Source organism: Nitrospiraceae bacterium, assembly GCA_019637075.1.
Classification (GTDB): Bacteria; Nitrospirota; Nitrospiria; order Nitrospirales; family Nitrospiraceae; genus JAHBWI01.
Genome location: JAHBWI010000004.1, coordinates 213,164 through 240,044, shown reverse-complemented (window position 1 = coordinate 240,044; position 26,881 = coordinate 213,164). Strand labels below are relative to the sequence as shown.

The following is a 26,881-nucleotide window of genomic DNA, read 5'->3' as shown; positions in this document are numbered from 1 at the left end:
TTACATTCGAAGAGTGAATTTGAGTTCCATGCCGGCCGTCACCCCTTCGCGCCGCACGTAGCCTGCGTCCGTTTGAATCAAATATCGCACGGGTTCCGGAGGCGGACCGTAGAGCGGACAAGGATCTTGGGCGCAGGGTGGGACATTCTCCAGAAGCTGGATGACATGGTGGCTCTCATCCACCCACATCATATCCACCGGAATCTTGTACTGCCGCGTCCGCACCCGGTGCAGGCCGGTCGACTCGAAGATATAAAGCATCCCGGTATCCCGGGGCAATCCTTCACGAAACGCCAAGCCGAACAGCAGCTTCTCAGGGGTGCTCGCGACTTCCGTCTCCAGCTTCTTGCCGCCGGGAAATTCGACGATGATGGTGTCGGATTCCTTCGGGCCCGTAAGAAACAGACTCACGCTCATGAGCAAGATTGCCAGGAGCGTGAGCGTGATCACCTTTTTTTTGCGTTGTTCTGAATCAGATCCGCTCGATGATTTGGTCATGCACGATTCTGCCTGGGAACATCTGCGCCGGTCAGACACACCTCATACGGACGACCGCATGGAAATTGGGCCCAAAGCCCCATGCACCCTCCGAGCCTAGGCCTTCTGCGCGAGGCTCACTCTGTTGACTTGATGAAGAATCGCGGCATAAAATGCCGCTCCTGTTCGCCGCGAACTATGGTCGCGGCAGCACGAAATTGTCAACATTTTATCTGCTCTCGAAGGAATTGAGAAGGAGGCATAGGCCATGGCACTGCTGATTACCGATGAATGTATTTCCTGTGGGGCATGCCTTCCGGAATGCCCGAACGAAGCCATTTTCGAAACCCGCAGCGATGCAGAGGGCAAGGGTTTCCATGTCGGCGACGGCCAGGGTGTCGGCGACAACATCTATGTGATCACCCACGATCGCTGCACCGAGTGCGTTGGACACTTCGATGAACCGCAGTGCGCCGCCGTATGCCCGGTGGACAACTGCTGCATCTCCGACCCGGCCTATCCCGAGACGACGGACGTCCTACTGGAAAAGGCCAAGGGCCTGAACCCGGACAAGACCATAGATCCAGCCAAGGTCTGGAGCGGCGTCCGCAACTAGTCGATTCGATCCAACTTGATTTTATTACGCGCGAAGGCTCCTCCGGGAGCCTTCGCTGTTTGTACGTATCCTGCCGACGGCACGTCGAGCGAAGCACCTCTTTTCTGGCTTTCTCCGTTCCAGTGCAGTAGACTTCAAGTACGTCATGACAAAGGACGCGCGGCCAGCCTCGCCTGGCGTGGCCCCTCCTCCATCCCATCACTCTCACTGGGAGGTGCCCTCATGAGTCACCCCACTCGACTGATTCTCTTCTGCTGCCTCTTTGCCCTCTTCCTGCCGAATCTTGCGTCTGCCAGCGCAGGAGGAGAGATCGGCAGCATTATCGAAAACTTCGTATCGCGGCAGTTCCCGGATGCGGCCAGCCATTTCTGGGTAGTCAACGGGACACAGTGGGACGGCGACGAAATGATCGTCGATATCAACGCGGTCATTCAGCCCAAACAACAACCAGAACCCGTTTCAAGCCGATTTCTCCTGCTGATCGTGGCAGGCAAACTGGAGGGCGTGCAAAGCGTACCGCTAGACGGCCAGCCTGAATGCAAGACGGATGAGGCCTGAGACCCAGAGTTGATCCGGAAGGCCAGACGGCCGCCACGCTCCCTTCTCTAAACAGACGAAGGCCCCACCCGCCGATGGCGAGTGGGGCCTTCGCTGTTTCTATATTATTACTGAGGTGACCGCCGGGCAGCTGCCTACCCTCGTCACTACTTCCACATCAAGAGCTTGCCGCCGACGTGAGCCGGATGCAGGTGGCACCGATAGCTCAAGGTATTGCCCTGCGTGGCATAGAAGAGGTCGCTGGTCGGGATACCAATGTACTTGGTCTCACCCGGCTTCAAGACGACTTCCGCCTTCAACACGAACGGAGAGCCAGCGTTCGCCGCATCGGTCATCTGGAACCCATGCTCGGCCGAGGAGTTATTGGTGACCTTGATGACGACCGGACGGCCAGGACGCACCTTGAAGTCGATGACCGTCGTCGGAGGATACCAGGTCTTCATGTTCCCGATTTCCACAGCATAGAGAGACGCATCCACTTCCAATTCCTTGAACGGCTGGCCCACGACAGACCCGGTCTCGAGGTCGCCGATTTCCACGCCACCCGCTTGCAACGCATAGGCGCCCGACACCCCAGCCACGACCATGACCAGGCCGAAGAACACCGCTACCATCGTCTTACCCATGACCTACCTCCTTAAAGAGATTAAGAAGAGATGTGATTAGGTTGGTGAATAATGAGCACCGCACTCAATAAACTCTGTGGGACGTTCCGCATCGGACGCAAGTCTTTCGCACGCGTGATCTAGGGGAGAATCCCTGGCTAACGAGGCACACCTTATAGCACAGGGTTTAAAAAGGAAGCAAGAAAGTTCTTGGGCCGGATAGACTCCCGAATCCGCCCCTCAGAAACCGGGCTTCACCGTCAGCGGCAATCTCCACACGATACCGGAATTACGCGGAATTCATCTGTAATTCCAGATTGTTATGGTGCGACCTTCGCATCAGGTTGGGGTTCGCCGAGGTGGGCGCCTACTAAGAGGTCGTAGGGGGTGTAGTCGTCGGTCAAGGTCAGCCCCGGCGACCATACTCCGGTTCGACGTGATGCCAAGAGCGCCGTCGCCTCGGGCGGCATCCGATGGGCATCCACTTGCGCTTGGATGCGCAATACCATTTCATCGAACGACATGTGATCGATTGGCGCTCCCCCAAAAAAGATAAGGTTTTCGGCAGTCGTTTGGTGAGCCCTCCACGGTCCCTTCACTCCGAACGCCTCGATGGTGGGAAAGGCCGTTTTCAAAGTCTGCACGACGGCGCTGGCTCGCTGTAGGTCTCCGCCTTCACCAGACGAAGCCAGGTTGACCGCCACGACTCCCTGCGGATTCAGCTTCTGCCGCAGTTCAGCGAAGAACTCCACCGTCGTCAGATGAAACGGAATGAGATGCCGCGCAAAGGCATCGACCCAAATGACATCGTAGGTGGCAGTGGTATCACGAAGAAAGACCCGCGCATCCTTCACAAAGACATGGTGGTTTGCCGGTGGTCGGTAACTGAAGTATTGTTCCGCCATCTGCACAACGACCGGATCAAACTCGACGACATCCAACTCCAGTTTCGGCCAGACGAAGGCCAGCCACTTGGCCAATGAACCACCGCCATGGCCGAGAATAAGCCCACGCTTTGGTTCCGGCGTCAGGGCGAGCGCCCCGACCATGAGCTGACTGTAAGGCAGGAAGAGATTCACGGGGTCCGCCCGCCACATGACCGCATGCCAGGTCCGATCGAGCACTAAGTAGCGAAACAGATCGTCATCCCGCACGCGAACTTGCTGGTAGGGACTGTCCTCCTGATGCACCAACCCGGAGACTGGAGGCGCTTGCCCGAATAACTGCCAGCCCGTAACAAGCAAACCCGCCCAGGCCATTCCGGACAGCCGCGCCGCGCCGCGCGTCCCTTTCAGCAACCAGAGCAGCCCCAGAAGCAGTTGTACGATCCCAAGCGATGCGACCAACGTGTGGGTTCCCAACCAAGAGAGGAGAAAAAAGGCCGTTCCCCACGTCCCAGCGAGACTCCCGACAGTCGACAGTGCAATCATGCTACCCGTGTGCCGGCCCAGGTATCCCATATCGACAACAGCCAGACGCAGCATCGCGGGCATGACCCCGCTCAATCCGAATGCCGGAGGAGCCAGCAACACACAGGCAGCCAAACTCGGGCCCCAGCGAGGGTCCTCGACCAACTTCGCGACCTTCAAGATCGTCGGTTGCCCCATCCAGGCAATCAAGATCGTCCAGGTCCCGGACACTAGAAGCAACCAGGCCAATACTGCGGGAACATGATACCGATCCGAGGCCCAACCTCCGAAGGCATACCCCGAACTCATCGCCGCAAGGATGATCCCGATGAGGGCGCCCCAAACAAACAACGAATTGCCGAAGATCGGAGCAAGGAGACGGCTTCCGAGGATTTCTAAGGCCATGACGACCGCGCCCGTGATCAAGGCGGTAGCCAGAAGAAAGAATCGCGAGGTGGAATACGCGCCGGCTGCTTGCGTCATTGCCGCCCAGCAATCGCCGGCGCAGCGAGGCCCCGGAACAAACGATTGGACCAAGAGACCTTGGTCACAAGGTCCCCCAGTTTTTGAAATACCGAAGTAAATCGCGCACGGAAATCATCCCGACTACTTGCCCCTCTTCCGTCACGGCAAGGTGCCGAATCCCCTGTTCGGCCATCAGGTCGCTGGCATCATGCGCCGATCGGGCGATATCGATCGTAATCAGCGGAGTGCTCATCACCATCCGCACCGTCATCTGCTCCGCAGTCGAGCCGCTCGCCATGGCCTTCCGAACCATATCGGCTTCGCTGATGATGCCCACATAGCTCCCGCCTTCCTCCACGAGCATGGCCCCGACCCGCGCATCACGAAACCGCCTGGCGGTTTCGAGCAGCGTATCATCCGGATGCACTGCCCGCACGATCGGACGCATCATCATCGCCAAGGGCCGCTGGACCGCACCGCTAGATATCACGATAGATCCCGTTTTGCGTAAGGGGCAAAATATTACTGGAGTGGACGCGAATCTGCAATTGCCCCGCTCTGAACTCAAATCCTGTGAATTGTTTGCCCCGGCCGGTGACCGTTGCTATACTGACGACGCTGCACACATTCGCTTCGGTCGCACCGCATCCTTCATCACCAAGGAGAGGGTTCCATGCACATCAGCGTTATCGGTACGGGCTATGTCGGATTAGTCACGGGCGCCTGCTTTGCAGAGTTCGGAGTCAACGTGACCTGTATGGACACGGATGCCCGCCGCATCGCCCGCCTCGAGAAAGGCGAAGTACCGTTTTTCGAACCCGGCATCACCGAACTGGTTACCAAGGGGATTAAGGAAGAGCGCCTTCACTTTACGACCGACGTCGCCAAGGCAGTGGACAAGGCCCTGGTCATCTTTATCGCGGTGGGCACACCTCCCAAAGCAGACGGCTCGGCCGACCTCTCCTATGTCGAAGAAGTCGGACGCGGCATTGCGAAGAACATGACCGGCTATAAAGTTATCGTCACGAAATCCACGGTTCCCGTTGGCACAGGCGAAAAGCTGCGCGAAGTGATCAAGGCGAACCAATCGGAGCGATTCCGCTTCGATATCGTCTCTAATCCTGAGTTCCTTCGCGAAGGCTCGGCCATCGAGGACTTCATGCGGCCCAACCGGGTCGTGATCGGCGCAGACAGCGAGCAGGCGGTGGCGATCATGAAAGACCTCTACCGTCCTTTGTACCTGCTGGAAACCCCGATCGTCGTCACCGACATTCCAACGGCGGAAATGATCAAGTATGCGTCCAACGCCTTCCTGGCCGTCAAGATTTCGTTCATCAATGAAATCGCGACCGTGTGCGAGAAGGTCGGCGCGGACGTGCAGATGGTGTCGAAGGGGATGGGGCTCGATAACCGGATCGGCAACAAGTTCCTGCATGCCGGCCCCGGCTTCGGCGGATCCTGCTTCCCCAAGGACCTGAAGGCGTTGGTGCAGACCGGCGACCGTGTCGGCTACCCACTGCAAATCGCAGGCGCAGCCGAAAAGGTCAACCACGAACAACACTTGCGGATGGTGGACAAAATCCGGGAAGCCTGCGGCGGACTGAAAGGAAAAACGGTAGGTGTCCTGGGCCTTTCGTTCAAGCCCAACACGAACGACATGCGGGAAGCCCCTTGCCTGACGATCCTGCCAGAGTTGATGAAAGAAGGGGCCAAGGTGCGGGCGTACGATCCCGCATCAATGGAAGAATCGGTCAAGTTGTTGCCGGAGATGATCCCCTGTCACGACACCTACGACGTGGCGCAAGGCGCCGATGCCCTGGTGATCATGACGGAATGGAACCAGTTCCGAAACCTCGACTTCGAAAAGCTCAAGGGCATCATGCGCAAACCGGTGCTTTTGGACCTGCGGAATGTCTATGACTCGGATCGCGTGGTCCCGCACGGATTTACGCACGTCTCGGTCGGCCGCCTGACCCAAGCCCCCGGCAAGTAACCCCTGAGCCGAGGCTGCTACGTCAATTGCTTTGCGGCCTCGGCTTTGGTTTCGTCTTTCGCCTTGGGCTTGTAGCCCATCCGGTCTAACACCTTCATGATCCTGGTTTTAAGCCGATCGTCGGCGTCGCCTAATGCCGTCGCCAACGGCTCGACGGCCGGCTTGCCGATCTTGCGGATAATCTCCGTCACAGACTGTCGTAGTTCATCCTCTTCGGCCACGAGCAACGGCACGAGCGAGGGGACAGCCGTCCCGCCGATCTTGATCAGGGAATCGTACGCCCGCTGGCGCACATCGCCGACCTCGTCATTCAACGCCTCGACCAAAGGCCCTACGGCCCGGGCATCCTTCAGATCACCCAATACCTCGGCAGCATACTTCCGGTTCAGCCAGTGTGAATCCTTGAGATCCGCCAACATCGCGTCGGCCTTCGCGGCATTGGGATCTTTCGCGCGAATCCGGAAGCTCTTGGCAATGCGCTTGCCGCCCTCTTCCACCACGCGAATCGTCGCGCCGTCACCGACCTTGATCTTGGCGAGATCCTCTAAGGCCTCCTCGGCCACGTCGAGCACGACCGTCTTGCCGTCGTAGGCCAGCAATTCGACCTCGAGCTGCTTGGACTCGGGGTTGACCGCCACGACCCGTTCCGTCACGAGGTTGAACCCATCCTTCTTCGCTCCGCCCTTGGGACCGATCTGAATCAGCTTCGCCGGTGCTTCATCTGCCATGATATGTTTCCTTTATCCGGTTATTGGGACGCTTCCTGCTTCCAGCCCAAACTTGCCAACACGCCCTCCACGGTTTCCTGCACCATGGTATTTTCGTCTTCCAGCAAGGGGAGCAGCGGCTCGATCGCCTGCTTTGCACCCAGCCGCGCCAGCGACTCGGCGGCGTTACGCCGAACCAGCCAGTCCTCGTCTTGAAGCGACTGGATGAGAGGATCGACGCTACGCGCATCGCCGATTTTGCCGAGCGCCTCCGCCGCATGGCGGCGCACCATCCAATTCGGCCCCAAGAGGCCGTCAATCAACGCCTCAACCGCCCGCGTATCTCCGATTTTCTTCAATACCCGCGCGACATCTTCCCGCACAGTACTGTCACCCAACGCCTCGATCAAGCCCGGCGTCGCCCGGGAATCGCCGATCCGTTCAAGCGCCCACACCGCGGCGGTGCGGACGGCTCCGTCCTTATCGCGAAGCGCCTTCACCAGGGGCTCGACGGCACGCGGATCCCGCAGCCGCCCCAGCGCGCTGGCCGCCTGCTCCCGAACGGCCCATTCGTCATCTCCCAAGGCCTCCAAGAGTTGATCAAACGCTACGGGACCGATCCGGACTACTGCCGTGGCGGCCGCTTCGCGGATGACCGTGTCTTCGTCCGCCATCAGCCCGATGAGCTGCGGCACCGCGTCGACGCCCATCTGGCCCAGACTGGCCATGGCATGGTCGCGAAGCGCTTCGTTATCGTCCCGCAACGCGGCAATCAACTGTTCGATGCGATTGGAGTCACTCATGGTCCTCTGTTCCTTCCTGCCCCACCGGTTGCATCCCCTCCAAAGCCGCCAACTTATCGGCAATGAGCCCCGCACTATACGCCACCAAGCCGTCACGATCCGTCCTCAACCGATTGAACAGTTCGTGGTGGGGGCGGAGCACTTCTACGTCCTTCACCTTGGCCAGGGCTTCCATCGCGAACACCCGTAACGGGCGAATCGGGATGGCCTCGATATACAATTGCGCCGGCCTTGGATCGCCGATCAGACCCAACGATTTGAGGGCGTATTCCTTCACGCCGGTATCCTTGTCCACCTGCAGTCGCTTCATCAAGGGCTCCACTGCCCGCACGTCGCCGATCATGCCCAACAAATCGGCCGCCGCTTCCCGGACAACCCAATCGTCGTCCTCGAGATACTCGATCAGGATCTCGACGCTCGGCCGACCGATCCCCAACAAATCCATCACGACCGCCATCCGAGCCTCTTCCCGCTCGCTTGCGCCTTCGACATCGCGCAACGCATTGAAGGAGCCATCGATCCGGTCCCGAATCACGCCCAGCTTCTTCAACGTACGCACCGCGATATCGCGCACGGCGGGAAAGGTCATCGCATCGATCAGGCCGTCCGCCGACCGGGGATCGAGCAGATGCTCCAGAATGGAGGCGGCCATTTCCTGCACGACGGCATCCGGATGTTTCAGCATGTCACAAAGCGGCGCAATCGCGTTAGGGATGACGCCCAGCAATTGCCGGACACGAGCTCTGACATCCTCATCCGGCGAGTCGGAGAGATAGCGAACCAACCCTGCGGCGGTTTCACCGTCCAGCACGCCGGCCATCTGTTCCAGCGCTCCAAAAGCGGCCTTTCGAACCGTCTCGTCCGCATCGTTCAGCGCCGCCACAAGAGGCAATCCGGCTGCCGGGTCTTTGATCCGTGCGAGCATCGACGCAGCTTCCGCGCGCAGAGGGGCATCCCCGACTTCCAATGCCTTCACGAGAGTACGGACCGCCACCGGCCCGCCCGCCAAACAAGCCGCAGTCGCGCGCATCCGCCGCCACTCTTCCTCATGGGTCAATTCGGATACGAGGGTTTCAATCGTTTCTTTAGACATCGCAGAAGATCTTACTGATTTGACGCCTGAATGATCCGCTGACTCGTTTTGCTAGTCGGCGATGAGTGCCGCTTCCTGGAATTCGGCACATCATCGGATCCGGAAATCGTACGTCCTTAGAGTCGTCCCGGTCGCCATCCCACGGCAGTCAGCGTTTCCCTGACGTGGTACCGGACATTCTCGTCCTGCTCGCGCGTCAGCAACGGCACGAGTGCCGGAACCACTTTAGCCCCAAACCGCACCAGCGCCGCCGCAGCCTCCGCACGAGTCACCGTGTTCCGCAAGGCGATGACCAGTGAGGGAATGGCGGCGTCATCGGCAATCAAGCCCAAAGCCCTGGCAGCCAACCCCATCGTGGCCATGTCTTCCGTCCACTCATCGCCACAGCCCGCGATCGGACGTCGATACTCGGCTCGCTGTGCCCCTTCCACGATAGCCCGCAGTACCGGCACAGCCCGACTGTCGCCGATCAACCCCAGGGCTTCCACCGCCGTGGGACGAAGGCCCGGTTCCTTCAACGCCACAAACAAATAATCGACCGCACGGGCGTCGCCTATCAGCCCCAGAGACCGCACTACATCCTCGCGGATCGCGGAGTCCCCATCGTTGAACAAGGCGCGGAGCAGCGGCTCGACGGCATCTGCAGACTTCAGTTTGCCCAGGGCTTCCACGGCATGGAGTCGAATCAACCACTCGTCATGCTCTAAGGCCTGAAGTAACGGCGATACCGCGGAATCGCCGATGGCAGCCAGGGATGCCGTGACCTGCTCCCGCACGGCCTTGACCTTGTCCTGCAACAACGGCATCAGAAACGCGACGGCCGACGGATCGCGGATTCGGCCCAGCGCCTTCGCGGCATGCATGCGGACAATCCAATCGCCGCTTCGCAAGGCGGCGACCAGCGCATCGAATACGCGATAGTCGGCAATCTCCGCCAACACCGACGAGGCCGCTTCCTGAACCTGAAGCGCAGGATCGTCGAGACAATCGCCCAGGGCAGGCACGGCAGGCTCGCCGATCGCAAACAATGCGGCCTTCGCCGCCTCACGCACCGCCCGATCGCTGTCTCGAAGCGCCCGAGTCAGGGGCGCGACAGCCCGAGGATCTCTCAAGGTCGCAAGCGCTGATGCGGCATCTTCGCGGACAGCCCAATCTTCATCGGATAGGGCGGCAATTTGTTCGGTAACGGGGTCGGCCATCGACTACCAGGCTCCTGCCACGCCCGCCGCAGATGATCCGGACGAACATGACGGATGAGGTATGGTCCCAAGGCTTACCGCGCCGAACCTTTGGCGTAGTCTCCGCTCGGGCCAAATCGTCCGACGTCACCCAACGGTCGATCGACTCGAAGGTTGTCGGCTTGGCTGGAGTCTACGGCCACGTCCTCTTCAGGCGGCGTCCAGCCCAATTGTTCGAGGGTCTCCAACACCAACTGGCGCAGGGCGTCCTTGGCCGTCAATCGCACGGATGCATAGGACAACACCCGCTCGCCTTCAGCCTCTACTTCCGAGGCCTTGGGATCAAAAAGGAATGAAATCAACGGTTCGATCGCGGAATCGCCGATCAGCACGAGCGCTGCTGCAGCCTTTTCCCGCAACACACCGTCCTTGAGCAACATGATGAGGTCGGGAATGACACGCGGATCGCGGAAATGGCCGAGCGCGGTTGCTGCGGCTTCCTTGATGAAGGCGTCTTCGCTCACGATACAACCGGGAGTCGGCGTACCGGCTTGCTTGATGCCTTTTCCCTTCAACGCATTCAATACCGCCGGCAAAGCCCGGGGATCACCGATCATGCCGAGCGACGCGATGGCATGGCGCTTAACCGCGCCATCCTTCATCGCTTCCATGAGCGCATCGACCGCACGCGCGTCTCCGATCATGCCCAGAGCAATCGTGGCGTCTTCACGGACGGCTCGATCGGGATCTTTGAGCACCTCGATCAAGGCATCCACCACGCGGGGTTCTTGCACCCAACTTCGGCCGATTTGGTAGTCCGTAGTCATCCCGCCAAGCGCCCGGGCGGCATGGCAGCGCACGACAAAGTCTTTATCCTTAAGCCCTTCGAGCAACTGATCGACCGAGGGCTGGCCGATCGCGACCAGCGCGATGCCGGCGGTTTCCCGGACGATCTTCGAAGAATCGCGGAACAGCTTGACCAGGGCCGCCACCGCCTTTGGATCCCCGATTTTACCCAACGCCTCCGCAGCGGCACTCTTCACGGCACCGTCACGATCGCGGCAGGCAAAGATCAATCCGTCGACGGCGCGAGGATCGCGAAGATCGCCGCACACTTTGGCGGCATGTTCACGGACACGCCAGCGCTCGTCTTTCATCGCGACCAACATGCGGTCGACCACGACTGTCCCCATCTTGGCCGCAGCCGCCACCGCTTCGTTGCGGACTTCCATGATCGGATCGTTGAACAGAGTCACCAGCGCTTCGATCGCCTTGGCCCCGCCGATCTTGGCCACGCCCCACCCGGCCGACGCACGGACCGACCAAAAGTCGTCCCCGCACGCGCTTAGGAGCGGCTCGAGCGTCTTGGGATCGGCCAGTTCCGCCAAGGCTTTCGCGGCCTCTTCACGGGTCGCGTCATCCACATCTTCGAGCGCATCGAGGAGATCGTCTACTGCTGGTGCCATGTTGAGCCTCATTGTTGCCCGTAATAGGGATCCCGCTGTCCGCCGTGCGGATACGTGCGCTTGCAGCGCACCAGCAGGGTTTGCGTACCGCGACCTCCGACGCATTGGTCGAGGGCGGCTGAATATTCAAGCTTACCTTCCAGGCTGACTGTGAACGGAAAATCGAACGTAAAACTGACGAACTTGTACTGACCAGGCTTGAGCTGCAATTCTTTCTTTTCGGTCGTCCGATACGCATCCGACGTCTCAGGATCCAAGACCCACAAGGGGGGAGTCACGCCTGGTACACCCCACCAACCCTGCGGAACCAATGCAGTCGCATCGATGGTAATCGCATGCTCTTTTGTATACGCGGGGGGAGGACCAGCAGCCAACAAGGACGCGGTCGTTCCGACCAAAGAAAGGGCGAGCAGCACCATTGATCCGAATATCGAATGCCGTGCGAACGACGTGTGATAGGCAGATCGCATATGAAGCACCTTACTTTTCTATTGCTTGGATGAAGCGGATGCGGTGGATGCGGTTTTAAAGATTTCTTCGACCGCGTGGCTGTCCCATTCCGTGTGCGTCTCCAAACCGAGAGCCCGCATCACAGTCGCTCCGGTATCCATGATCGAAACCGGCTGACGAATCGCATAGCCGGGCTTGATCCCGACGCCGGAAGCAATCCAGGGAACGACCGGCACAGCGGCAGACGGAGCAGCAGGTCCCTCGCCGGAAGAGAATTGCCCTTCGCCGACTGCACTCAGCGAGGTCGCGAAGATCGTGGTCCGGCTCAAGAGCCCAAGCTGCCGATACAGGTCCAGCACGGAGTTCATGGCCTTGTCGACAGTCTTCAGGGACTCTTTGTACGCAGGGGACTTCCAACCCTGCGCCTCCCCTACCCGTCCAGCCTGCGGTAAGTGCACGACCAGAAGATGGGGCAACGACAAAATCGCGTGTCCGTGACCTGAGCCGCTGGTCGCCTTTCGGAAATAGTCCTTGATATAGCTGACCAACCGGTCCGGTGTGCACTCGGGCCGCAACGGGCCGCACATCTGGTAGTCGGTATAGGGCTCGGGCTTGGCCAGCTGATACAGCGATTCATCCATCAAAAAGATGGCGCTGTCACGCCCGCCGCTCAAGTCCAGGTAGTCGAACATCGTGGGGTGCCGGGGGTAGCCGCGGCTGAACTCAAAGAAGTTCCAGGTAATGCCGTGCTTGTCTACCGGCATCCCAGTCACGAGCGACGCCATCGTCGGCAGCCGACGGGCCGGCGCCACTGCGGTAGCCGCCCAAGTCGCCGAGCCGTTCTTAGCCAACCCCGACAACGCCGGCATGGCGCCGCTCTTGAGGGCCTCCTGATCCACCCCTTCCAACACAAAGAGAATCACATGCTCCGTATCAATCCCGGGCACCGCCGCCGGAGCTTCGCCCGTTCCCTTGGCAGACCAGGCCGAAGAAGCACCGAATGCAGCCGGACCCAGCAGAACACTAAGCACGCAAAGGACAACGAGAACCATATATAGCTGTGGGGAGAGCTTGGCGGATTTCACAACGCTTTCCTTTCTTTCACAAGGGGATAGGTACCTTAACACGCTGTTTTCGGCGAAGGCAAGGTATGGCGATATACGGAAGGAGCCGCGTCAATCCTGGCGTTTGCGGCCCTTCGATGCTATGCTCAACAGGTCGAATCGAGCCCCGATCGAGCCCTCAATTGCCCTCATAATTTGGTGGTCAGGCGATGCCCTCCGGAATCTGGCACAAGGGCGTACCACGCGCAACCCAATGGGGGTCTCACCGGCATTACCTGCTCATTCTTTGTGGCTGCCTCGCCCTCGCAAGCGTCCTGAACGTCGTTCCTGACCAGCTCTTTGCGGAGACGCGTGTCGTCACCGGCGAAGGGCTCCATCGTCTCTCAGATCGAGAAACGAAAGATGACGGAGTGCGTCTTGCGGCCGAACAGGCGAAACGGCAGGCTCTGGAGCAGGTGGCGACGTACCTGGAAAGCATCACGGTTGTCCGAAACCTGGACGTGACGCAAGACGAACTCCGCAGTTACACCGCCGGTATGGTCCTGGTGTTGGACCAGCAAACCAAGACTCTGCTTGAGGAAGATACCGTGGTTATCAAGGTCATCCTCACCGCTCAGGTCGATACGGATGAGGTCCAACGCGCGATTACCGCACTCCGGCAAAACGAGGATGCACGGCAGGAGCTCCTCACCCTCCACCAGGAGGTCGAGCAACTCCAACAGGAGTTGGATCGCGCGAATCAGGCATTGGCAACTGCCACCTCGGCGGACCAGGCACGAACGCTCAGTCAGCAGCGCGAGGGTCTATTGAACCGTACGCAATCCAACGGCATGGTGGCTCAAGCCTGGACGGACTGGGCACTCCTCGTTCCGCTGATGCCCCCCGCCACCGGTCTGGCACAGGTCCAGGCGATGCTGGCCGTCGCGGCCAATTTGAATCCCAACAATCCTCATGTGGCATGGGCGCAGCAGGTCATTGCCACCAAGACTCCGCCCGCGCCGCCGCAGCCTCCACGCCCGCCTCTGCCATCGGCTATCACAACCTGGCCGGGCATCGCCATCCCCGGAGCAGCGACTTCGCCGCCGGCGATATCGTCGAACAACGCGCCGGGGAATACGCGTCAACTGTCGAGCGTCTATCAGCTAAACCCGCTCTTGCCTAATCCAACCGGGCAGCCTCCGGCCGTCGGCAGCTCGGTGACCATCATTCAGGTTCCGACCCGATCAGGAACCTCACCACAACGGCCGGGAGGGTTGATGGACCGCATGTACCAACAGGTGCCGGGGCCTGCCGGCCGGCTCCAGCCGCCGCCGACGTTGCATACGATGCAACCAGGCGGCTCCGGCATGTCCACGCCCGGGCAACCGCTGCCACCGCCCGGCGTACAACAATTTCATTCGCCCGCATCACATCACAGTCAGCGCCCTGCACAGGCTCCGACTACGGCACCGTCCAGTGCCCCCACCCAGGGGCTGAGTCCGGGAGTCAAATAATGGAGTCTATTCGACGGACCTCCGCATCGATGGCGTGCCTGCTCACCTGTGCGCTCTTCACAAGCCTGGCGCAGCCGGCGGACACCTCGCCTCAAACGGTGCGGAAGCATGCCGACCAGGCTTTTCAGCAGCTTGGCACGAGGGAGCAAGAACGCCCACCGTCACATCTGCCAGGAGAACGACGGGGCGCGGCGCCGATGATCGAATCCAACGAGCAACAATTGGTCGGGCACGGACAGGGCGACCTGGCCAAGGGGAAACTGATCTGCCAGCGGGTATCCGAGTTGGCCGCGCGGAGTGACCTGGCCAAGCAGATCCGTGTGCTCATCAAGGAACATGCCACCGACCGGGTCCGTGAGAGGACCGGACGAGAACCGGAACAGGACATCGAAGTCATACGCGAAGAAATCGTGCAAGAGTATCTCCAGGGCGTCACCATCATCGACCGTCGCATCGACGAGGAGGCCAAGACCTGTTCCGCCACCGCAGTGATGCCGAAGCATCGCCTCTCCCAAGCGGACCCCGGCTCCCCTCATTGAATTGCTACGCCGCATTTCCTGCCTCGCATCCCGTTGAACTCTGCGCCCGCTTTCGGGTATGACAGACCTCCCATGCCGATCGAAAACAATTTTCAGCACGACGAGTTGTCCCGGAAGAACCCCGCCGAGCGACTGGGAACGACTGAATTTGCCGCGACCGCCACGCCCGACTCTCCAACTTGGCAAGAGGCCATGGGGAAACTGGGCCAACAGCTCAGCCGAGCCGGTGTGCGCGGCATCCTCTTCCTTCATGGATCGATTCCCGGAACCGACGTGTTCGGGATGGGACGACTGGATGAGGTGGGCGGCCTCAAGCGCGGCTACTCGCGTGGGATCTCAGGTCTCGATGCGTTGCTGTCGCTGATGCGTGAAGGCGACAACGGCATCACACCCCTGCCGGGAGGGCTTACCCCACCGCTACCGAACGATGATGCCACGAAAACCTTACTTGACGAGCAACTCGGCGACGCAGGCAATTTCACGGCTGCTTACGTCGAGCAATGCCGCAAGGCCCTGAATCAGAAAACCGATCGACCGATCCTCTGCCTGCGAGAGCTGTGGTCCGGCGAGCATCATCATCTGGGCCGCGCATTGGCAGCCTGCCGCCTGCTGGATCGCCTCCACGCAATTGTGACTGAACAACGGTGGACCACCGGCGATCGACTATTGATCTATGCGCATGGACAGGCAGGCCTCGTCGTCGCGCTGGCGTCGAATCTCCTTTGTCCTTCACCGATCACCGGACGCAAGCGATTGCTCGACCTGTTGACGACTGCGCAGCCGGGTGCCGATGCTCAGCGCATCCAGCGGATCGAACCGTTGCTCGCAGCCGGAACCTTGATGAACGGAGCGGCCCTGGACGCCGTCACCCTCGGAACGCCCGTCCGTTATGGTTGGGACCCGTCGGGGATGGGCAAGTTGCTCCATATCGTGAACCATCGCAATCTGCGGACCGACGGCAAGACGTGGTTGTCGAAGATGGAACTGCCGCAGGTCACGATGGAGATGCCGATTGCCTGGGGTGGCGACTATGTCCAGGAGTTGGCGGCCGCGGGCACCGATGCCGTGCCGGCTTCAGAACAGGCAAAGGCGGCAAACAAGGCAGTGTGGGAAATGGTGGAACCCTACGACGGATTCGAGCGCTGGGTGGAATGCGCGCGCCGTGCCTGCCGCTTCCCCAGCGAAGGCCAATGCTTACTGGTCGATTACAAGGACTGCACGGGCTCGGCCAACGTCCGCGACCATTACTTCGGCCACGCCGTCTATACCAGGGTCGATCGGATGTTGTTCACCCTGAACGAAACCGTATCTCGCCTCTACGCCTAACGTCGGGCTTCAACCAGCGCTTGCCTCCCGCCAATCCGCTGTGCCACTCTTCGCCCGTGTCGCCTACGATGCCGGAGAAGTCCCCCTCCTCCACGCCCCCAATGCCATCTGACAGCCGGCATCCGTCCGTCGCCGTCATTGTCTTGTGCTTCATCCTCGCACTGATCGGATCGCTTCCGCTCCTGTCGCGTTATCACTTCGACGAAGGCTGGTACACCAACGCCGCCATCGAAATGGTCCGCACGGGTGACTACCTCACTCCCAAATACGCGGACGGGACGGTTCGCTTCCGTAAACCGATCCTGACCTATTGGGTCCTCGTCGCGAGCTACCTTTCGCTCGGCATCAGTCTGTTCGCTTCCCGATTGCCCTTTCTCCTCGCCGGCGCCTGCACCCTGTGGGTAACCTATCTGCTCGCGCGCTCCGCCACGCATGACCGTACGACCGGCATCTTAGCTGCGGCAATCTTGGCCTCCAACATTCAGTTCATGGAATCGGCTTCGAAATCGACGCCGGACATACTCCAATGCCTATTCATCACCACAAGCCTGTGGGGCGCGGTGGAACTGTTGCTGAACGGTCGCAACGAATCCCGCTGGCACGCGCTGCTCTATGTGGGGGCAGGCCTGGCAATCGCGACGAAGGGGCTCCTCCCGCTGCTGCTCTTGCCCTTCTTATGGGGCATGGCCCGCTTCGCTCCATCATCCGGTCACGATTCCAGCGGCCTGATCCACCGCGGATGGATGCTGGCCGGCATCGCCGTTGCCTGCTCCTGGTTTCTCGGCGTGCTACTGCTTCGCGGGCCCCAAGCGATTTCGACGATGTTCGACGATCAGATCGGCGAACGGCTCGAAGGCGCCCAGACCTTCCTATTCACGAACCTGCTGCTCTACAGCCTGACTCCGCTCAGGTTCTTCGCCCCCTGGCTGGTGGTGCTCGGGGCCGTCGCCGTGACGCAGCGCGATCTGCTTCGCTCCTATCTCGACCAACACCGACGCCTGATCTGGTTCGTGCTTGGCTGGCTTGGGCTCAGCATTCTGGTGTTCTCACTCGGCAATCTAATGCGCAGCCGCTATCTTCTTCCCACTTATCCGCTCCTGGCCCTCCTGCTGGCCGATCTGCTGCGGCAATTCACACGGGAAGAATTCGCCGCCTACCGCGCAGCTCGTCTGGTGCAGTGGCTTTTAGCCGGCAGCTTCGTGGTCGGGGGGCTGCTGACAGTCCTCGGCGCAAGGATGGACCATCGCATCATCTTCGGCGGCTCAATGGTCGTCGCCCTCTCTTCCATTCTGCATGTCCTCACGTTCCGCCGCCGAAGCCTTCCGGTCCTGCTCACCCTCAGCCTCACGATCATGGCTGGTTTCGCCACGCTCGAACAATTCCTCAAGCCGGTTGTGGTCACCTCTCCGGCAGACGAAATCACCCGCCGGCTACTCCAGCTTTCGCCTGTACCTGACAGCATTGCCGCCGTCGGACTGCGTCCCTCGGTCGCCAATCAGATTAGGCTGCTCAGCGGCGGGAAAATCATGCTGCAAGAATTTCGGGAGGAAGCGGACGAGACAACGCTCCATCAGTTTCCGTTCATGCTTGGATCGCGCGCCCTTCATCAAGCCTTTGTCGGTTTACCTGGTTACGAAATCGAGGAATGTGGTGTGACCTACCCACCCCTCGGATTCAGCGACTTATGGACCCTGCTCGCAACGGGCAAACCTCGAGAGGGATTGGAGAAGAAGGGGAAACCGTACTACCTGATCCAAAGACACGCGGCAGAATCCAAATGATGGGTTTGAGCTTAACGAACTAGCCTCGGTTGGAAAGAGCATCTACTGGGGGCTGGAACGGATCCTCGCTAGGTGGGCGAAGTAACATTCTGAAGCTACCTCCACCCGGATAGTCTCAAGTGAGTCAATTCACGACGTACAGTCTCAAACCCTCCTTGAAAAGATCCGCACCTTCTCTCATCAAAAAAGGGTTTCGAAAACCCTGCGGTGCGACCGAAAACGCCGCAACCAGTCCTTCTCTCGGCCGCTAGTAGGGCATATCGTCGTCGGTGAGTCCGAAATGATGTCCGATCTCATGCACGACGGTGTCGCGCACTTCCTGCACCACTTCTCGCCTGGTTCGACACAGCCTGAGAATCGGTCCGCGATAAATGGAAATTCTGGCTGGCAGGTTGCCGGCGGGACCGAAGAAGGAGTCCTTGTCGATGGATTGCCCTTGGTAGAGGCCGAGCAGGTCGTCGTTCTCGTCCATATCGAGGTCGGCTAGGACCTCCGGTGTCGGTTCTTCCTCCACAACCACCGCGACATCGACAATCAACTTGGCGTATTCCTCCGGAAGCCCATCCAGTGCCTGCCGCACCAGGTCCTGGAACTCCGATTCGCTTATCGTCAATGCGCGCTTTCGGGGAGACATGCATATCTCGTGACGCGTCATGAGTATCGTGGTGCCCACCTATGGATGGGCGACTCGCCAATTACGCCCCACTCCAACATCCACTTTTAACGGCACCGAAATTCCGAGCTTTGAGCCGGTGGCCTCCATCTCCTGTTTCACCAGCACCTTCGCCTGCTCCAGCTCACGCGCAGGTGTTTCGAAGATTAATTCGTCGTGCACTTGGAGAATCATTTTTGTGGTTGGAAGTTCCGCCTTCAGACGCCGGTGCACATTGATCATCGCCACCTTGATGAGGTCGGCGGCCGAGCCCTGGATCGGACTGTTCACCGCCATGCGCTCACCGAATCCACGTTGTGTCTGGTCGCCGCTCTGCAGCTCGGGAATGGGGCGTCGGCGGCCGAGGATCGTCGTCGTGTAGCCCTTGGACTTCCCGTCGGCGATGTTCTTGTCCATCAAGGCCCGCACGCCGGGGTAGCGTTCGAAATAAGTCTCAATGTACTTCTTGGCTTCGGCTTGGGACACACCGATGTTGCCGGCAAGCCCAAACGGGCTGATCCCGTATACGATGCCGAACACGACGCCCTTGGCCGCCCGCCGCATCTCCCGCGTGATCTGATCGCGCGAGAGCCGGAAAATCTCCACGGCCGTGGCCATGTGAATATCCTCGCCCTGTTCGAAGATCTGCAACAGGCGCGGGTCTTGGGAAAGATGCGCCAGGATGCGCGGCTCGATTTGGCTATAGTCGGCACAGAGCAGGGTGTGCCCCTTCGGAGCGATGAACGCTTCCCGAATGCGCAGTCCATACTCGCCCTTTACGGGAATGTTTTGCAGATTGGGATCGGTGGAGGACAACCGACCGGTCGCCGCAACCGTTTGATTCAGCGACGTATGGAGCCGACCCGTCTCAGGATTCACCAATTGCGGCAAGGCGTCCACGTAGGTGGATTTCAGCTTCGTCAGCGTCCGATAGTTGAGGATCTGGGCCGGCAGATCATGCTGCGCAGCCAGTTGGGTGAGCGTGTCTTCGTCGGTGGAGTAGCCGGTCTTTGTCTTCCGCAACGGTTTGAGCCCCAGCTTCTCGAACAGAACCGTCGCCAACTGCTTCGGCGACCCGATGTTGAACTCTCCCCCGGCCAGATGATGAATGCTCCCCATCATCACGGTCAGTTCGCGGTCCAGCTCCTTGCTCAACCCCTGCAGCCCCTCAACGTCGAGCAGGAACCCGTTCCGTTCGATGTCGGCCAGCACGGGAACCAGCGGCATCTCCACCTGCTCGAACAGCGACAGGCTGCCTTGTTCCTTGAGACGCTCTGTGAGCGCCGGAACCGCTTCGGCCACCGCCAGCGCGGATTCGCCCGCCCGATGCATCAACCCTTCATCCACGTCGAACAACGACTGCGGCGCGTGCGCCTTTTGATCCGGTTGGTCCGCCCCGATCCGCCTACCGCTCGCCTCGAGCGCCACCACCTCAATCGTGTGGTCCCGCCGGTTCGGATTCAAGAGATAGTCCGCAATCATCGTGTCGAACCAGTTGGAGCCGACCTCGAAACTCTGCCGCAGGCAAGCCAACAGCAACGGCTTGAGATCATGGGCCGCCTTCCGCCATCGATCGCCGTGCAGTGAATCCTTGATCGAATCCGGCCAGGCGTCCGGTTCGCCCTGAACAAAGACGGTTTCGCCTGGCCCCCCAGACAGCGCCAATCCCTGGAACTGCGCACGCACAGCGGGTTCCCCGGTCAGCATACCCTGGACACCGACCACCCCCCCCTCCCGCAGGCGATGAGCGAACGCCGTCGCCGCCTTCGCGTCATCGATCCGGCGCACGACCACCGCGGCCTGCTCCACCACCGGTTGTGTCGACTGAACGGCCTTGGCAAGGGTAGTGAATTCCAATTCACGGAACAACGCCAGCAACGCGTCAGCATGGGGCGAAGCTGCCTTGAGTTGGTCAGGGACAAACTCCACCGGACAATCCAGCTGAATCGTCGCCAACCGCTTGCTCATCCGCGCCTGCTCGCCCTGATCGACTAAGAGCTGCTTGATGCGTGCGGGGGTTACCTCGTCGAGACGCGCCAGCAATTGCTCGATCGTGCCGAACTGCGTGATCAACTTCACCGCGGTTTTTTCCCCGATGCCCTTTACGCCGGGAATGTTGTCGCTGGTGTCCCCCATCAACCCCATGATTTCGACCACGCGCGCCGGTTCCACGCCGAAACGGATCAACGAGTCGGCCTCCGCAAACCATTTCTCTTTGACGGGGTCATAGATACGGGTGCGGGGCGTCAGCAGTTGGAACATGTCCTTGTCGCTGGTCACGATGACCACGTCGATGCCGGCCGCTTCGGCCTTTCGCGCCAACGTTCCGATCAGGTCATCGGCCTCAAACCCGGCCTGTTTTACGATCGGAACCGCCATGGCCTCGACGACGCGATGAATCAGAGGAATCTGAGCGCTCATCCCGTCCGGCATGGGCGGTCGATGCGCCTTGTATTCCTTGAACTCTTCATGCCGCAGCGTCGGTCCCCGTTCATCGAATGCCACGGTCACAAAATCCGGATGATGTTCGCGCAGAATCTTCTGCAACATGACCGTGAAGCCGTAAACGGCGTTGGTCTGGAGCCCCTTGGAATTGGACAGCGGCGGGAGCGCGAAGAAGGCTCGATAGATGTAAGCGCTGCCGTCGATCAAGTAGAGTGTCGCCATGGGAAAAACCTTCTCTGCTATCAGCGGGAAAGGCGGAATGGATCGAAATTGCGCATTCGAACGCTCTCTGTCGAGCGCTGACGACCGAATGCTAGGGATCGGGAGCGATAATGAGCGGCGGCTTGTCGAACTTGGCTCGCATCGAGTTGATCGTGCTCAACACAGTGGATTGCCCGACGATCTTGGCCTCGAGCTTTCGCTTCCCGGGGAACTCAATCAACGAGAGGCCGATCAACATGGTCAGCACGCCCTGCCCAGGAAGAAAGAGCATCAGGAATCCGGCAAACAGAAAAATGGCCCCCACCACATTCTTGACGATGTGCCCGATCAGACGAAGAACCGGGTGATGGTTTTCCATCCAGGGGCGAGGTTTGCGAACATCAAAATAGTCCGCAGGCAACCTCATCAAAATGATGGGAATCGCGACCAGCGTCCCGACGAACATGAACACCGAGGAGACGGCCAACCAGATCAGCAGTTGTCCGGGCACATACGAGGAAATCTGGGCCATCAGGTCGTTCATGATCGGCGCATCCTAGCATGGGGGTCCGAGCGGCGAAAAGGGTTCGGCAACGGCGGTTTACGTACCCCACGACCTCGGGCTATAATTCTCACCCATGCAGGCTCGCTCCACACATGCTGCGCCCGTGATGGGCCTTCCCCTGCTGGCCCTGATCTTGGGAATGACCATGCTGGGAGTCATTCACTCTTCCGGTCCGGCCAAGGCCGCGGATTCCACGACGTCCACTACTGAAGCCGGTCTGCAAATCGAAATCACCAAAATCGGGCTCGGCAAGGAAGTGGTGATTACCAGGGGGAACAAGGAGTGGTTCATGCGCGTCGAGGTCACCCCGGAAAATTCCGTGGTGGTTCGACAGGAGAAGGACGGCCCGCGCTATCTCGTGGATGAGAGCGAAACCCATGACCGATCAATGAGCCCCTCCGAAATCGATGCCGCCATCACCGACTTCGTGAACAGCGTAAAGACCCGGCAACAATCAAAGTAACCCAGCGACGCCATCATCACCATGCCGAATCAGCCCAAGTTCGTCATTTTCGCCCATAACGCCACCTACGACAAACTTCATCAGGTCGCCACCTTGGGCCTGACCGCCGCCGCTATGGGTAAAGACGTAATCGTGGTGCTCTTGTTTTGGACCATCAAGAAATTGGCCGAGGGGAGGATCGATGAGCTCGACTTCCCACCGGAATACGCTGGCTCGGCGGAGCAAGTCGCTCGTTTGCTGAAAGAGAAGAAGGTTCCCAGGATCAGCGAGATGCTTCACGAAGCCCGCCTGGTCGGGCGTTTCCGCCTCATCGCCTGCAGCGCCGGTTTAGAATATATGGGGGTCGAACCGGGTGCCGTCGAGCGGAACGTCGACGAAGTCCTCGGGCTCCCGGCAATCTTGAGCCTCACTGCGCAAGCGGAAACGAAGTTGTTTATCTGAGTTAGCTGAGGCCGGGCGGATCTTCCCGGTCTTCTCCCTCCAGCAAGTCCGATTCAGCCGACTCCAATCCTTCCAATTCGGTCAGCAGGCTTTCTAACACTTGGCGGCGTTGTTGCAAACCGGTCTTGGTCAGATCCCGCGTGAGCGGCTCCTGCGCGGACTCCGGCAAATTCACCAAGGCTTCCGCCTCTCCCAGCGTGGCATATTGATAGAACTCCAAGTATTGATGGTCCTTCCCGTAGATCCGGCCGAGGATCTCCTGCGTGTCCGCGTCAAACGCATCGAAGGAGGGATTGGCTGAAGTTCGACGTTCGAGCGATTCGAGTTGGTCGATTTGGGCTTTGATCGCATCGCTCCGTAGTTGCGGATAGTAGGGCGCATTGATGTCGGGCATGGTACACCTCCTGTGTCTATGCCTGATTGACCTCGCGTAGGGGATATAACCGCCGGCACACCGACAAAGGAGCTAGGAAAATCCCTGGGCTAGCGACTTTTCGTGACACCGACCCGATCGCAATACTTCACGATCCGACAGCGGCTGCAAAAGGGGGAGACGGGTTGGCAGAGGTTTTGCCCGTAAGGAACGAGCAAGTCGTTGAAGGTAATCCAGTACCGGGGCGGTAACTTGGCACGCAAGGCCTGTTCGGTCTCCTCAGGCGTCTTGGTCTTTACATACCCCCAACGGTTGCAAATCCGGTGCACGTGAATATCCACGCAAATACCGGGTTTTTGATACCCCACCGTTACAACGAGATTAGCGGTCTTCCGGCCAACGCCGGGAAGTGTGATGAGTTGCTCGATCGTATCGGGCACTACCCCCCCGAACTCCTCGAGCAGCTGGGTGCAGATTCTCTGAATCTGTTTCGCCTTGGTTCGGTAAAATCCGACCGGGTAGATGGCCTTCTCGATGGCGGGCAATGACAACTCCCGCATTGCGGCAGGAGTCGCGGCAAGCGCGAACAACCGATCACTCGCCTCGGCAGTCGTTTTGTCTTTGGTTCGGAGACTGAGCAGGCAGGAGATCAGCACCAGGAAGGGATCACGGTCCGACCTCCTGGCCACGACCCCGACGACAGGTTCCTGCCATTGGGTGATGTCGCGGGTGACGATGCGAAGCGCAGGATGAATCTCGCCCGGTTCCATGAACCTGCCGACAGGAAACTGTGCGGGAATGGACCCGATGTGTGACGGAAGAGAAGAGTGGGGAGACTAGTCCGACCGACGCTTCGCCAACCACTTCTGCCGACGACGTTGAGCTTCCCGCTCCTTGGCTTTCCGGCGAACGCTGGGCTTTTCGTAATACCGGCGTCGCTTAAGTTCGCGGAACAGTCCTTCACCTGCCAACTTTTTCTTGGCGACCTTGAGCGCTTTCTCAACGTTATTATTGAAGACCTTAATTTCCATCGTCAGCTACCTTAGACTCCCCTTCACCGAAGTTTCAGAATATCCAGGATTTTTTTTGACCATTGGTCAGACGCGGGAGTGTAGCACAGCGCTTTTTCTTCTACAAGTTTTTGTTCCGCCGCCGCCAATCGTGTTCGAATCGATCCGATAAGCCTCTGATTTGGTTGATCTTTCATATTCTCTTGCACCATCGCGAGACAGCCGTCGATCACTGCATCAGCCAGTGCAATCCCCATTTTGAGGTCCGGATGCACTTCATGGTTCGCCCGATCGAACAACCCTCGCAGAAGCGGGATCAGCTCGCAGGAAAGCTTCACGATTTCCAACGGGACCTCCGTCGCGCCGAGAAGGCCAGACGCGCGTTGCAGGTCACGAGCGGGATCCTTTGCCGGCAGCCGAACCGCCTGCAGCACTTTGGCATAGGCATCTCGGTCAGCCTGAACCAACTCATGCAGCCTGGTTCGAATCTCAGCCAATCGGTTTTCAACTGAGCGGGCTCTCGCAAGTTTGGCGACCATCACACCGAGCGCCGCTGCGAACGCTGCGGACAGGGCGCCGACGCTCCCGCCGGTCAACGTCTGACCTTCGACTCCTGCACCCTCCGGAACCGACGTTTTGCCGACGGCAGGCTTTTCCTTCGTCTGAGCCGGAATCGGTGCTGGAGCAGTGAGCCTGCCGACCGCCTCGCGGGACTCGTTGGCCTCGAGACGCATCTCCAAAATCTGCGTGCCATCGAAGCGCTCGACAAGGAGCGCCTGCTGGACCACATCGAGCAAGGCCTGCTGAGGGACGAGACCCACGAATTCCGTGCCCGCCACCTCGATGCCCCTCAATTCGGCCTCCCGTCGCACCGCAGCCAATGCGGCAGACAGGGATGTGTCCTCAAAGTTCGTCAGGTTCATCGAAACCTGCACCAAACCTCGACTCTCCAGATTGATGCCGATTGCTTTGACGCACTTGAGCCCGCCGCCGGACTGACGGACCGTCTTGGCGATGGCCTTGGCCGTAGCGAGATCGCGCGAGCGCAGGTTGACGTTGAACGCAATCAACGGGGGCCGAGCCCCGACTACCGTTGCTCCGGCCGTTTCGTGCGGACGCTTGGGACCGAAGTCCGGCGTCCAGGCAGGATCACCGGCCATCCGATCCGCCAAAGCCCGGAGTCCGCCTTTACGAATCCACTCGAGGTTGGTGCGCTCCGGACGCGACGCCGCCTGCTCATACAAAAACACAGGAATCTTGAGTTCGTTGCCGATGCGCTGAGCCACCATCTGCGACAACTGCACACAGTCCTGCATACTGACGCCCCGGATCGGGATGAAGGGGATGACGTCGACCGCGCCGACTCGGGGATGCTCGCCCTGATGACTGCGCAAATCGATCATCTCGGATGCCACTCGAGCCGCTTGAAACGCCGCCTCCGCCACCGCATAGGGGCGCCCCGCGAAGGTCAGCACGGAGCGATTGTGGTCGGGATCCATGGTCTGATCCAAGAGCGCCACGCCCGCCACCGAACGCACGGCCGCAATTAACAGCCGCAGCGTCTCCTCGTTTCGCCCCTCACTGAAATTGGGCACGCACTCGACGACTTGATTCACTCCTGCTCCCTACTCGCTCCCACTGTCCACCCGGGAACACATCCCGGTCCACTCCAATGCCGTGAAACAAAAAAGCCGGGGGCTCGCTCGCGCTGCCCTCCGGCTTGCTCTCCCCATCCACCCCGACCTGCGGGAGTGTGCTCGCCTCTACTTCGTCTTCTTAACAAAGGCTTTGTAAATGCGCTTGGATGCGCTCTGTTCTTCTTCCATCGCCACCATCTCGTGCCCGGTGGTCTGGCACCAGGCCGGCATATCCTTCTTGATGCCCTCGTCGTCGGAGACGACTTCCAGCACCTGCCCGGTCGCCAGTTCCTTGATCTTCTTGGAAGTCAGAATGATCGGCATTGGGCAAAAGTACCCGAGCGTATCCAGTTTCACATCAGCCTGCATCGTGGCCTTTCACTCATTCCGTTTGTAGACGCCAGTTAGATAAAGAGATTCACGCTTCCCTGCTTGGCTTCCGCCAAGTAGGTCGTCACCCCGGCGAACTGATCGATGCCTTCGATCAGGGTATCCTTCGTAATGCCCATGAGTCCCATCGTGGTCGTGCATGCGATGAAGCGGACGCCCAAATCCAGGGCGGTCTCCATCAATTCCGGCACCCCCGGCATCCGATTTTGCTTCATGACCTTCTGCATCATCTTCGTTCCCAGGCCCCAAAAATGGAACCGGGACAACGGTAATCCTTCCGCGCCGCCTTTATTGATCAATCCGAACATGCGCCGGAGCCAGTCACTGGCCGAACTCGTGGCACCCTTGCGGCGAATCGTGTTCAACCCCCAAAACGTGAAAAACATCGTCACCTGCATCCCCATCGCCGCGGCACCGGTGGCAATGATGAACGCCGCCATCGCCTTGTCCATATCGCCGCTCAACAGGACGATCGTGACACGGTCCGGCTTGGATTCGCGCAACTCCGCCAGCGTGGCAGTCGGCTCAATTTGTGCGGTATTCATCACTCACCTCGCGTCGCCCGAAGGCGATGTCGGAGTTCGACTGATCGGAAATTGACTATAGTCTCCGCCTGTTTTTTTTGTCAAGAAACAGGCCCCCAACACCCCGCCGGGCGCGGCCCATAAGCCCTCAGGCTCA

The 26,881-nt window shown here is 59.7% G+C and carries 29 protein-coding genes; 9 read left to right on the top strand and 20 right to left on the bottom strand.

Features of this window, described 5'->3' with window-relative positions:
* Entirely contained in the window at positions 1–498 is a 498-nt protein-coding gene (locus KF814_12355) for a DUF192 domain-containing protein (protein ID MBX3236938.1), read from the bottom strand.
* A gap of 247 nt (positions 499–745) precedes the next feature.
* Here KF814_12355 and KF814_12350 point away from each other — a divergent pair, with 247 nt between their 5' ends.
* Positions 746–1,093 (top strand): 4Fe-4S dicluster domain-containing protein, encoded by a 348-nt coding sequence (locus KF814_12350; protein MBX3236937.1) that lies wholly within the window; start codon positions 746–748, stop codon positions 1,091–1,093.
* Between the two features lie 222 nt (positions 1,094–1,315).
* Positions 1,316–1,651 (top strand): hypothetical protein, encoded by a 336-nt coding sequence (locus KF814_12345; protein MBX3236936.1) that lies wholly within the window; start codon positions 1,316–1,318, stop codon positions 1,649–1,651.
* 146 nt (positions 1,652–1,797) lie between these two features.
* On the opposite strand, the gene KF814_12340 is transcribed toward KF814_12345, so the two are convergent.
* The 3 genes from KF814_12340 to KF814_12330 all read right to left on the bottom strand — a co-directional run bounded on the left by KF814_12340 (position 1,798) and on the right by KF814_12330 (position 4,620).
* Positions 1,798–2,277 (bottom strand): hypothetical protein, encoded by a 480-nt coding sequence (locus tag KF814_12340; GenBank protein MBX3236935.1) that lies wholly within the window; start codon positions 2,275–2,277, stop codon positions 1,798–1,800.
* A 299-nt stretch (positions 2,278–2,576) separates the two neighbouring features.
* Entirely contained in the window at positions 2,577–4,148 is a 1,572-nt protein-coding gene (locus KF814_12335) for a fused MFS/spermidine synthase (protein MBX3236934.1), read from the bottom strand.
* 64 nt (positions 4,149–4,212) lie between these two features.
* Entirely contained in the window at positions 4,213–4,620 is a 408-nt protein-coding gene (locus tag KF814_12330) for a CBS domain-containing protein (protein ID MBX3236933.1), read from the bottom strand.
* 183 nt (positions 4,621–4,803) lie between these two features.
* On the opposite strand from KF814_12330, the gene KF814_12325 reads away from it, so the two are divergent.
* A complete protein-coding gene (locus KF814_12325; GenBank protein MBX3236932.1) occupies positions 4,804–6,123 on the top strand; it encodes a UDP-glucose/GDP-mannose dehydrogenase family protein in 1,320 nt (439 codons plus the stop codon).
* A 17-nt stretch (positions 6,124–6,140) separates the two neighbouring features.
* On the opposite strand, the gene KF814_12320 is transcribed toward KF814_12325, so the two are convergent.
* The 7 genes from KF814_12320 to KF814_12290 form a co-directional block, all read right to left on the bottom strand.
* Entirely contained in the window at positions 6,141–6,851 is a 711-nt protein-coding gene (locus KF814_12320) for a HEAT repeat domain-containing protein (protein ID MBX3236931.1), read from the bottom strand.
* Positions 6,852–6,871: 20 nt separating this feature from the next.
* Complete coding sequence (locus KF814_12315; protein ID MBX3236930.1) at positions 6,872–7,633, bottom strand: HEAT repeat domain-containing protein; 762 nt, start codon at positions 7,631–7,633, stop codon at positions 6,872–6,874.
* Entirely contained in the window at positions 7,626–8,726 is a 1,101-nt protein-coding gene (locus KF814_12310; protein MBX3236929.1) for a HEAT repeat domain-containing protein, read from the bottom strand. Before KF814_12310 ends, KF814_12315 begins: the two co-directional genes overlap by 8 nt.
* Before the next feature lie 116 nt (positions 8,727–8,842).
* Complete coding sequence (locus KF814_12305) at positions 8,843–9,925, bottom strand: HEAT repeat domain-containing protein (GenBank protein MBX3236928.1); 1,083 nt, start codon at positions 9,923–9,925, stop codon at positions 8,843–8,845.
* 74 nt (positions 9,926–9,999) lie between these two features.
* Positions 10,000–11,382, bottom strand: coding sequence for a HEAT repeat domain-containing protein (locus tag KF814_12300; protein ID MBX3236927.1), 1,383 nt, complete (start codon positions 11,380–11,382; stop codon positions 10,000–10,002).
* Positions 11,379–11,840: a hypothetical protein gene (locus KF814_12295; protein MBX3236926.1), complete on the bottom strand. Its 462-nt coding sequence runs from the start codon at positions 11,838–11,840 to the stop codon at positions 11,379–11,381. The genes KF814_12300 and KF814_12295 overlap by 4 nt, the downstream gene beginning before the upstream one ends.
* Positions 11,841–11,858: 18 nt before the next feature.
* The gene (locus tag KF814_12290; GenBank protein ID MBX3236925.1) at positions 11,859–12,905 is read right to left on the bottom strand and encodes an alkaline phosphatase family protein; all 1,047 of its coding nucleotides are present in this window, start codon (positions 12,903–12,905) and stop codon (positions 11,859–11,861) included.
* Between the two features lie 188 nt (positions 12,906–13,093).
* On the opposite strand from KF814_12290, the gene KF814_12285 reads away from it, so the two are divergent.
* The 4 genes from KF814_12285 (at position 13,094) to KF814_12270 (ending at position 18,023) form a co-directional block, all read left to right on the top strand.
* A complete protein-coding gene (locus KF814_12285) occupies positions 13,094–14,377 on the top strand; it encodes a hypothetical protein (GenBank protein MBX3236924.1) in 1,284 nt (427 codons plus the stop codon).
* Positions 14,377–14,916: an LPP20 family lipoprotein gene (locus KF814_12280; protein MBX3236923.1), complete on the top strand. Its 540-nt coding sequence runs from the start codon at positions 14,377–14,379 to the stop codon at positions 14,914–14,916. The genes KF814_12285 and KF814_12280 overlap by 1 nt, the downstream gene beginning before the upstream one ends.
* A gap of 72 nt (positions 14,917–14,988) precedes the next feature.
* Positions 14,989–16,242 carry a hypothetical protein gene (locus KF814_12275; protein MBX3236922.1) on the top strand — a complete coding sequence of 418 codons (1,254 nt, stop codon included), beginning with the start codon at positions 14,989–14,991 and terminating at the stop codon, positions 16,240–16,242.
* Positions 16,243–16,343: 101 nt separating this feature from the next.
* A complete protein-coding gene (locus KF814_12270) occupies positions 16,344–18,023 on the top strand; it encodes a glycosyltransferase family 39 protein (protein MBX3236921.1) in 1,680 nt (559 codons plus the stop codon).
* A 247-nt stretch (positions 18,024–18,270) separates the two neighbouring features.
* On the opposite strand, the gene KF814_12265 is transcribed toward KF814_12270, so the two are convergent.
* The 3 genes from KF814_12265 to KF814_12255 all read right to left on the bottom strand — a co-directional run bounded on the left by KF814_12265 (position 18,271) and on the right by KF814_12255 (position 21,868).
* Positions 18,271–18,657, bottom strand: a complete 387-nt coding sequence (locus tag KF814_12265) for a metallopeptidase family protein (GenBank protein ID MBX3236920.1) — start codon at positions 18,655–18,657, stop codon at positions 18,271–18,273.
* A gap of 39 nt (positions 18,658–18,696) precedes the next feature.
* Entirely contained in the window at positions 18,697–21,342 is a 2,646-nt protein-coding gene (gene polA, locus KF814_12260) for a DNA polymerase I (protein MBX3236919.1), read from the bottom strand.
* A 91-nt stretch (positions 21,343–21,433) separates the two neighbouring features.
* Complete coding sequence (locus KF814_12255) at positions 21,434–21,868, bottom strand: hypothetical protein (protein ID MBX3236918.1); 435 nt, start codon at positions 21,866–21,868, stop codon at positions 21,434–21,436.
* A gap of 121 nt (positions 21,869–21,989) precedes the next feature.
* Between KF814_12255 and KF814_12250 the strand changes: the two genes are divergently transcribed.
* Complete coding sequence (locus KF814_12250) at positions 21,990–22,349, top strand: hypothetical protein (GenBank protein MBX3236917.1); 360 nt, start codon at positions 21,990–21,992, stop codon at positions 22,347–22,349.
* A gap of 21 nt (positions 22,350–22,370) precedes the next feature.
* Positions 22,371–22,790, top strand: coding sequence for a hypothetical protein (locus KF814_12245; GenBank protein MBX3236916.1), 420 nt, complete (start codon positions 22,371–22,373; stop codon positions 22,788–22,790).
* 1 nt (position 22,791) lies between these two features.
* Here the strand turns inward: KF814_12245 and KF814_12240 are convergent, their stop codons facing one another.
* The 6 genes from KF814_12240 to KF814_12215 form a co-directional block, all read right to left on the bottom strand.
* On the bottom strand, positions 22,792–23,184 hold the full coding sequence (locus KF814_12240; GenBank protein MBX3236915.1) for a hypothetical protein: 393 nt from the start codon (positions 23,182–23,184) through the stop codon (positions 22,792–22,794).
* Positions 23,185–23,273: 89 nt separating this feature from the next.
* Positions 23,274–23,933 carry an endonuclease III gene (locus KF814_12235; GenBank protein ID MBX3236914.1) on the bottom strand — a complete coding sequence of 220 codons (660 nt, stop codon included), beginning with the start codon at positions 23,931–23,933 and terminating at the stop codon, positions 23,274–23,276.
* 66 nt (positions 23,934–23,999) lie between these two features.
* Positions 24,000–24,194, bottom strand: coding sequence for a 30S ribosomal protein S21 (gene rpsU / locus KF814_12230; protein ID MBX3236913.1), 195 nt, complete (start codon positions 24,192–24,194; stop codon positions 24,000–24,002).
* Positions 24,195–24,217: 23 nt separating this feature from the next.
* Positions 24,218–25,789, bottom strand: a complete 1,572-nt coding sequence (gene ftcD, locus KF814_12225) for a glutamate formimidoyltransferase (protein MBX3236912.1) — start codon at positions 25,787–25,789, stop codon at positions 24,218–24,220.
* Positions 25,790–25,936: 147 nt separating this feature from the next.
* Positions 25,937–26,179, bottom strand: a complete 243-nt coding sequence (locus KF814_12220) for a sulfurtransferase TusA family protein (GenBank protein ID MBX3236911.1) — start codon at positions 26,177–26,179, stop codon at positions 25,937–25,939.
* 35 nt (positions 26,180–26,214) lie between these two features.
* Positions 26,215–26,745: a DsrE/DsrF/DrsH-like family protein gene (locus KF814_12215; GenBank protein MBX3236910.1), complete on the bottom strand. Its 531-nt coding sequence runs from the start codon at positions 26,743–26,745 to the stop codon at positions 26,215–26,217.
* Between the last annotated feature and the right edge of the window lie 136 nt (positions 26,746–26,881).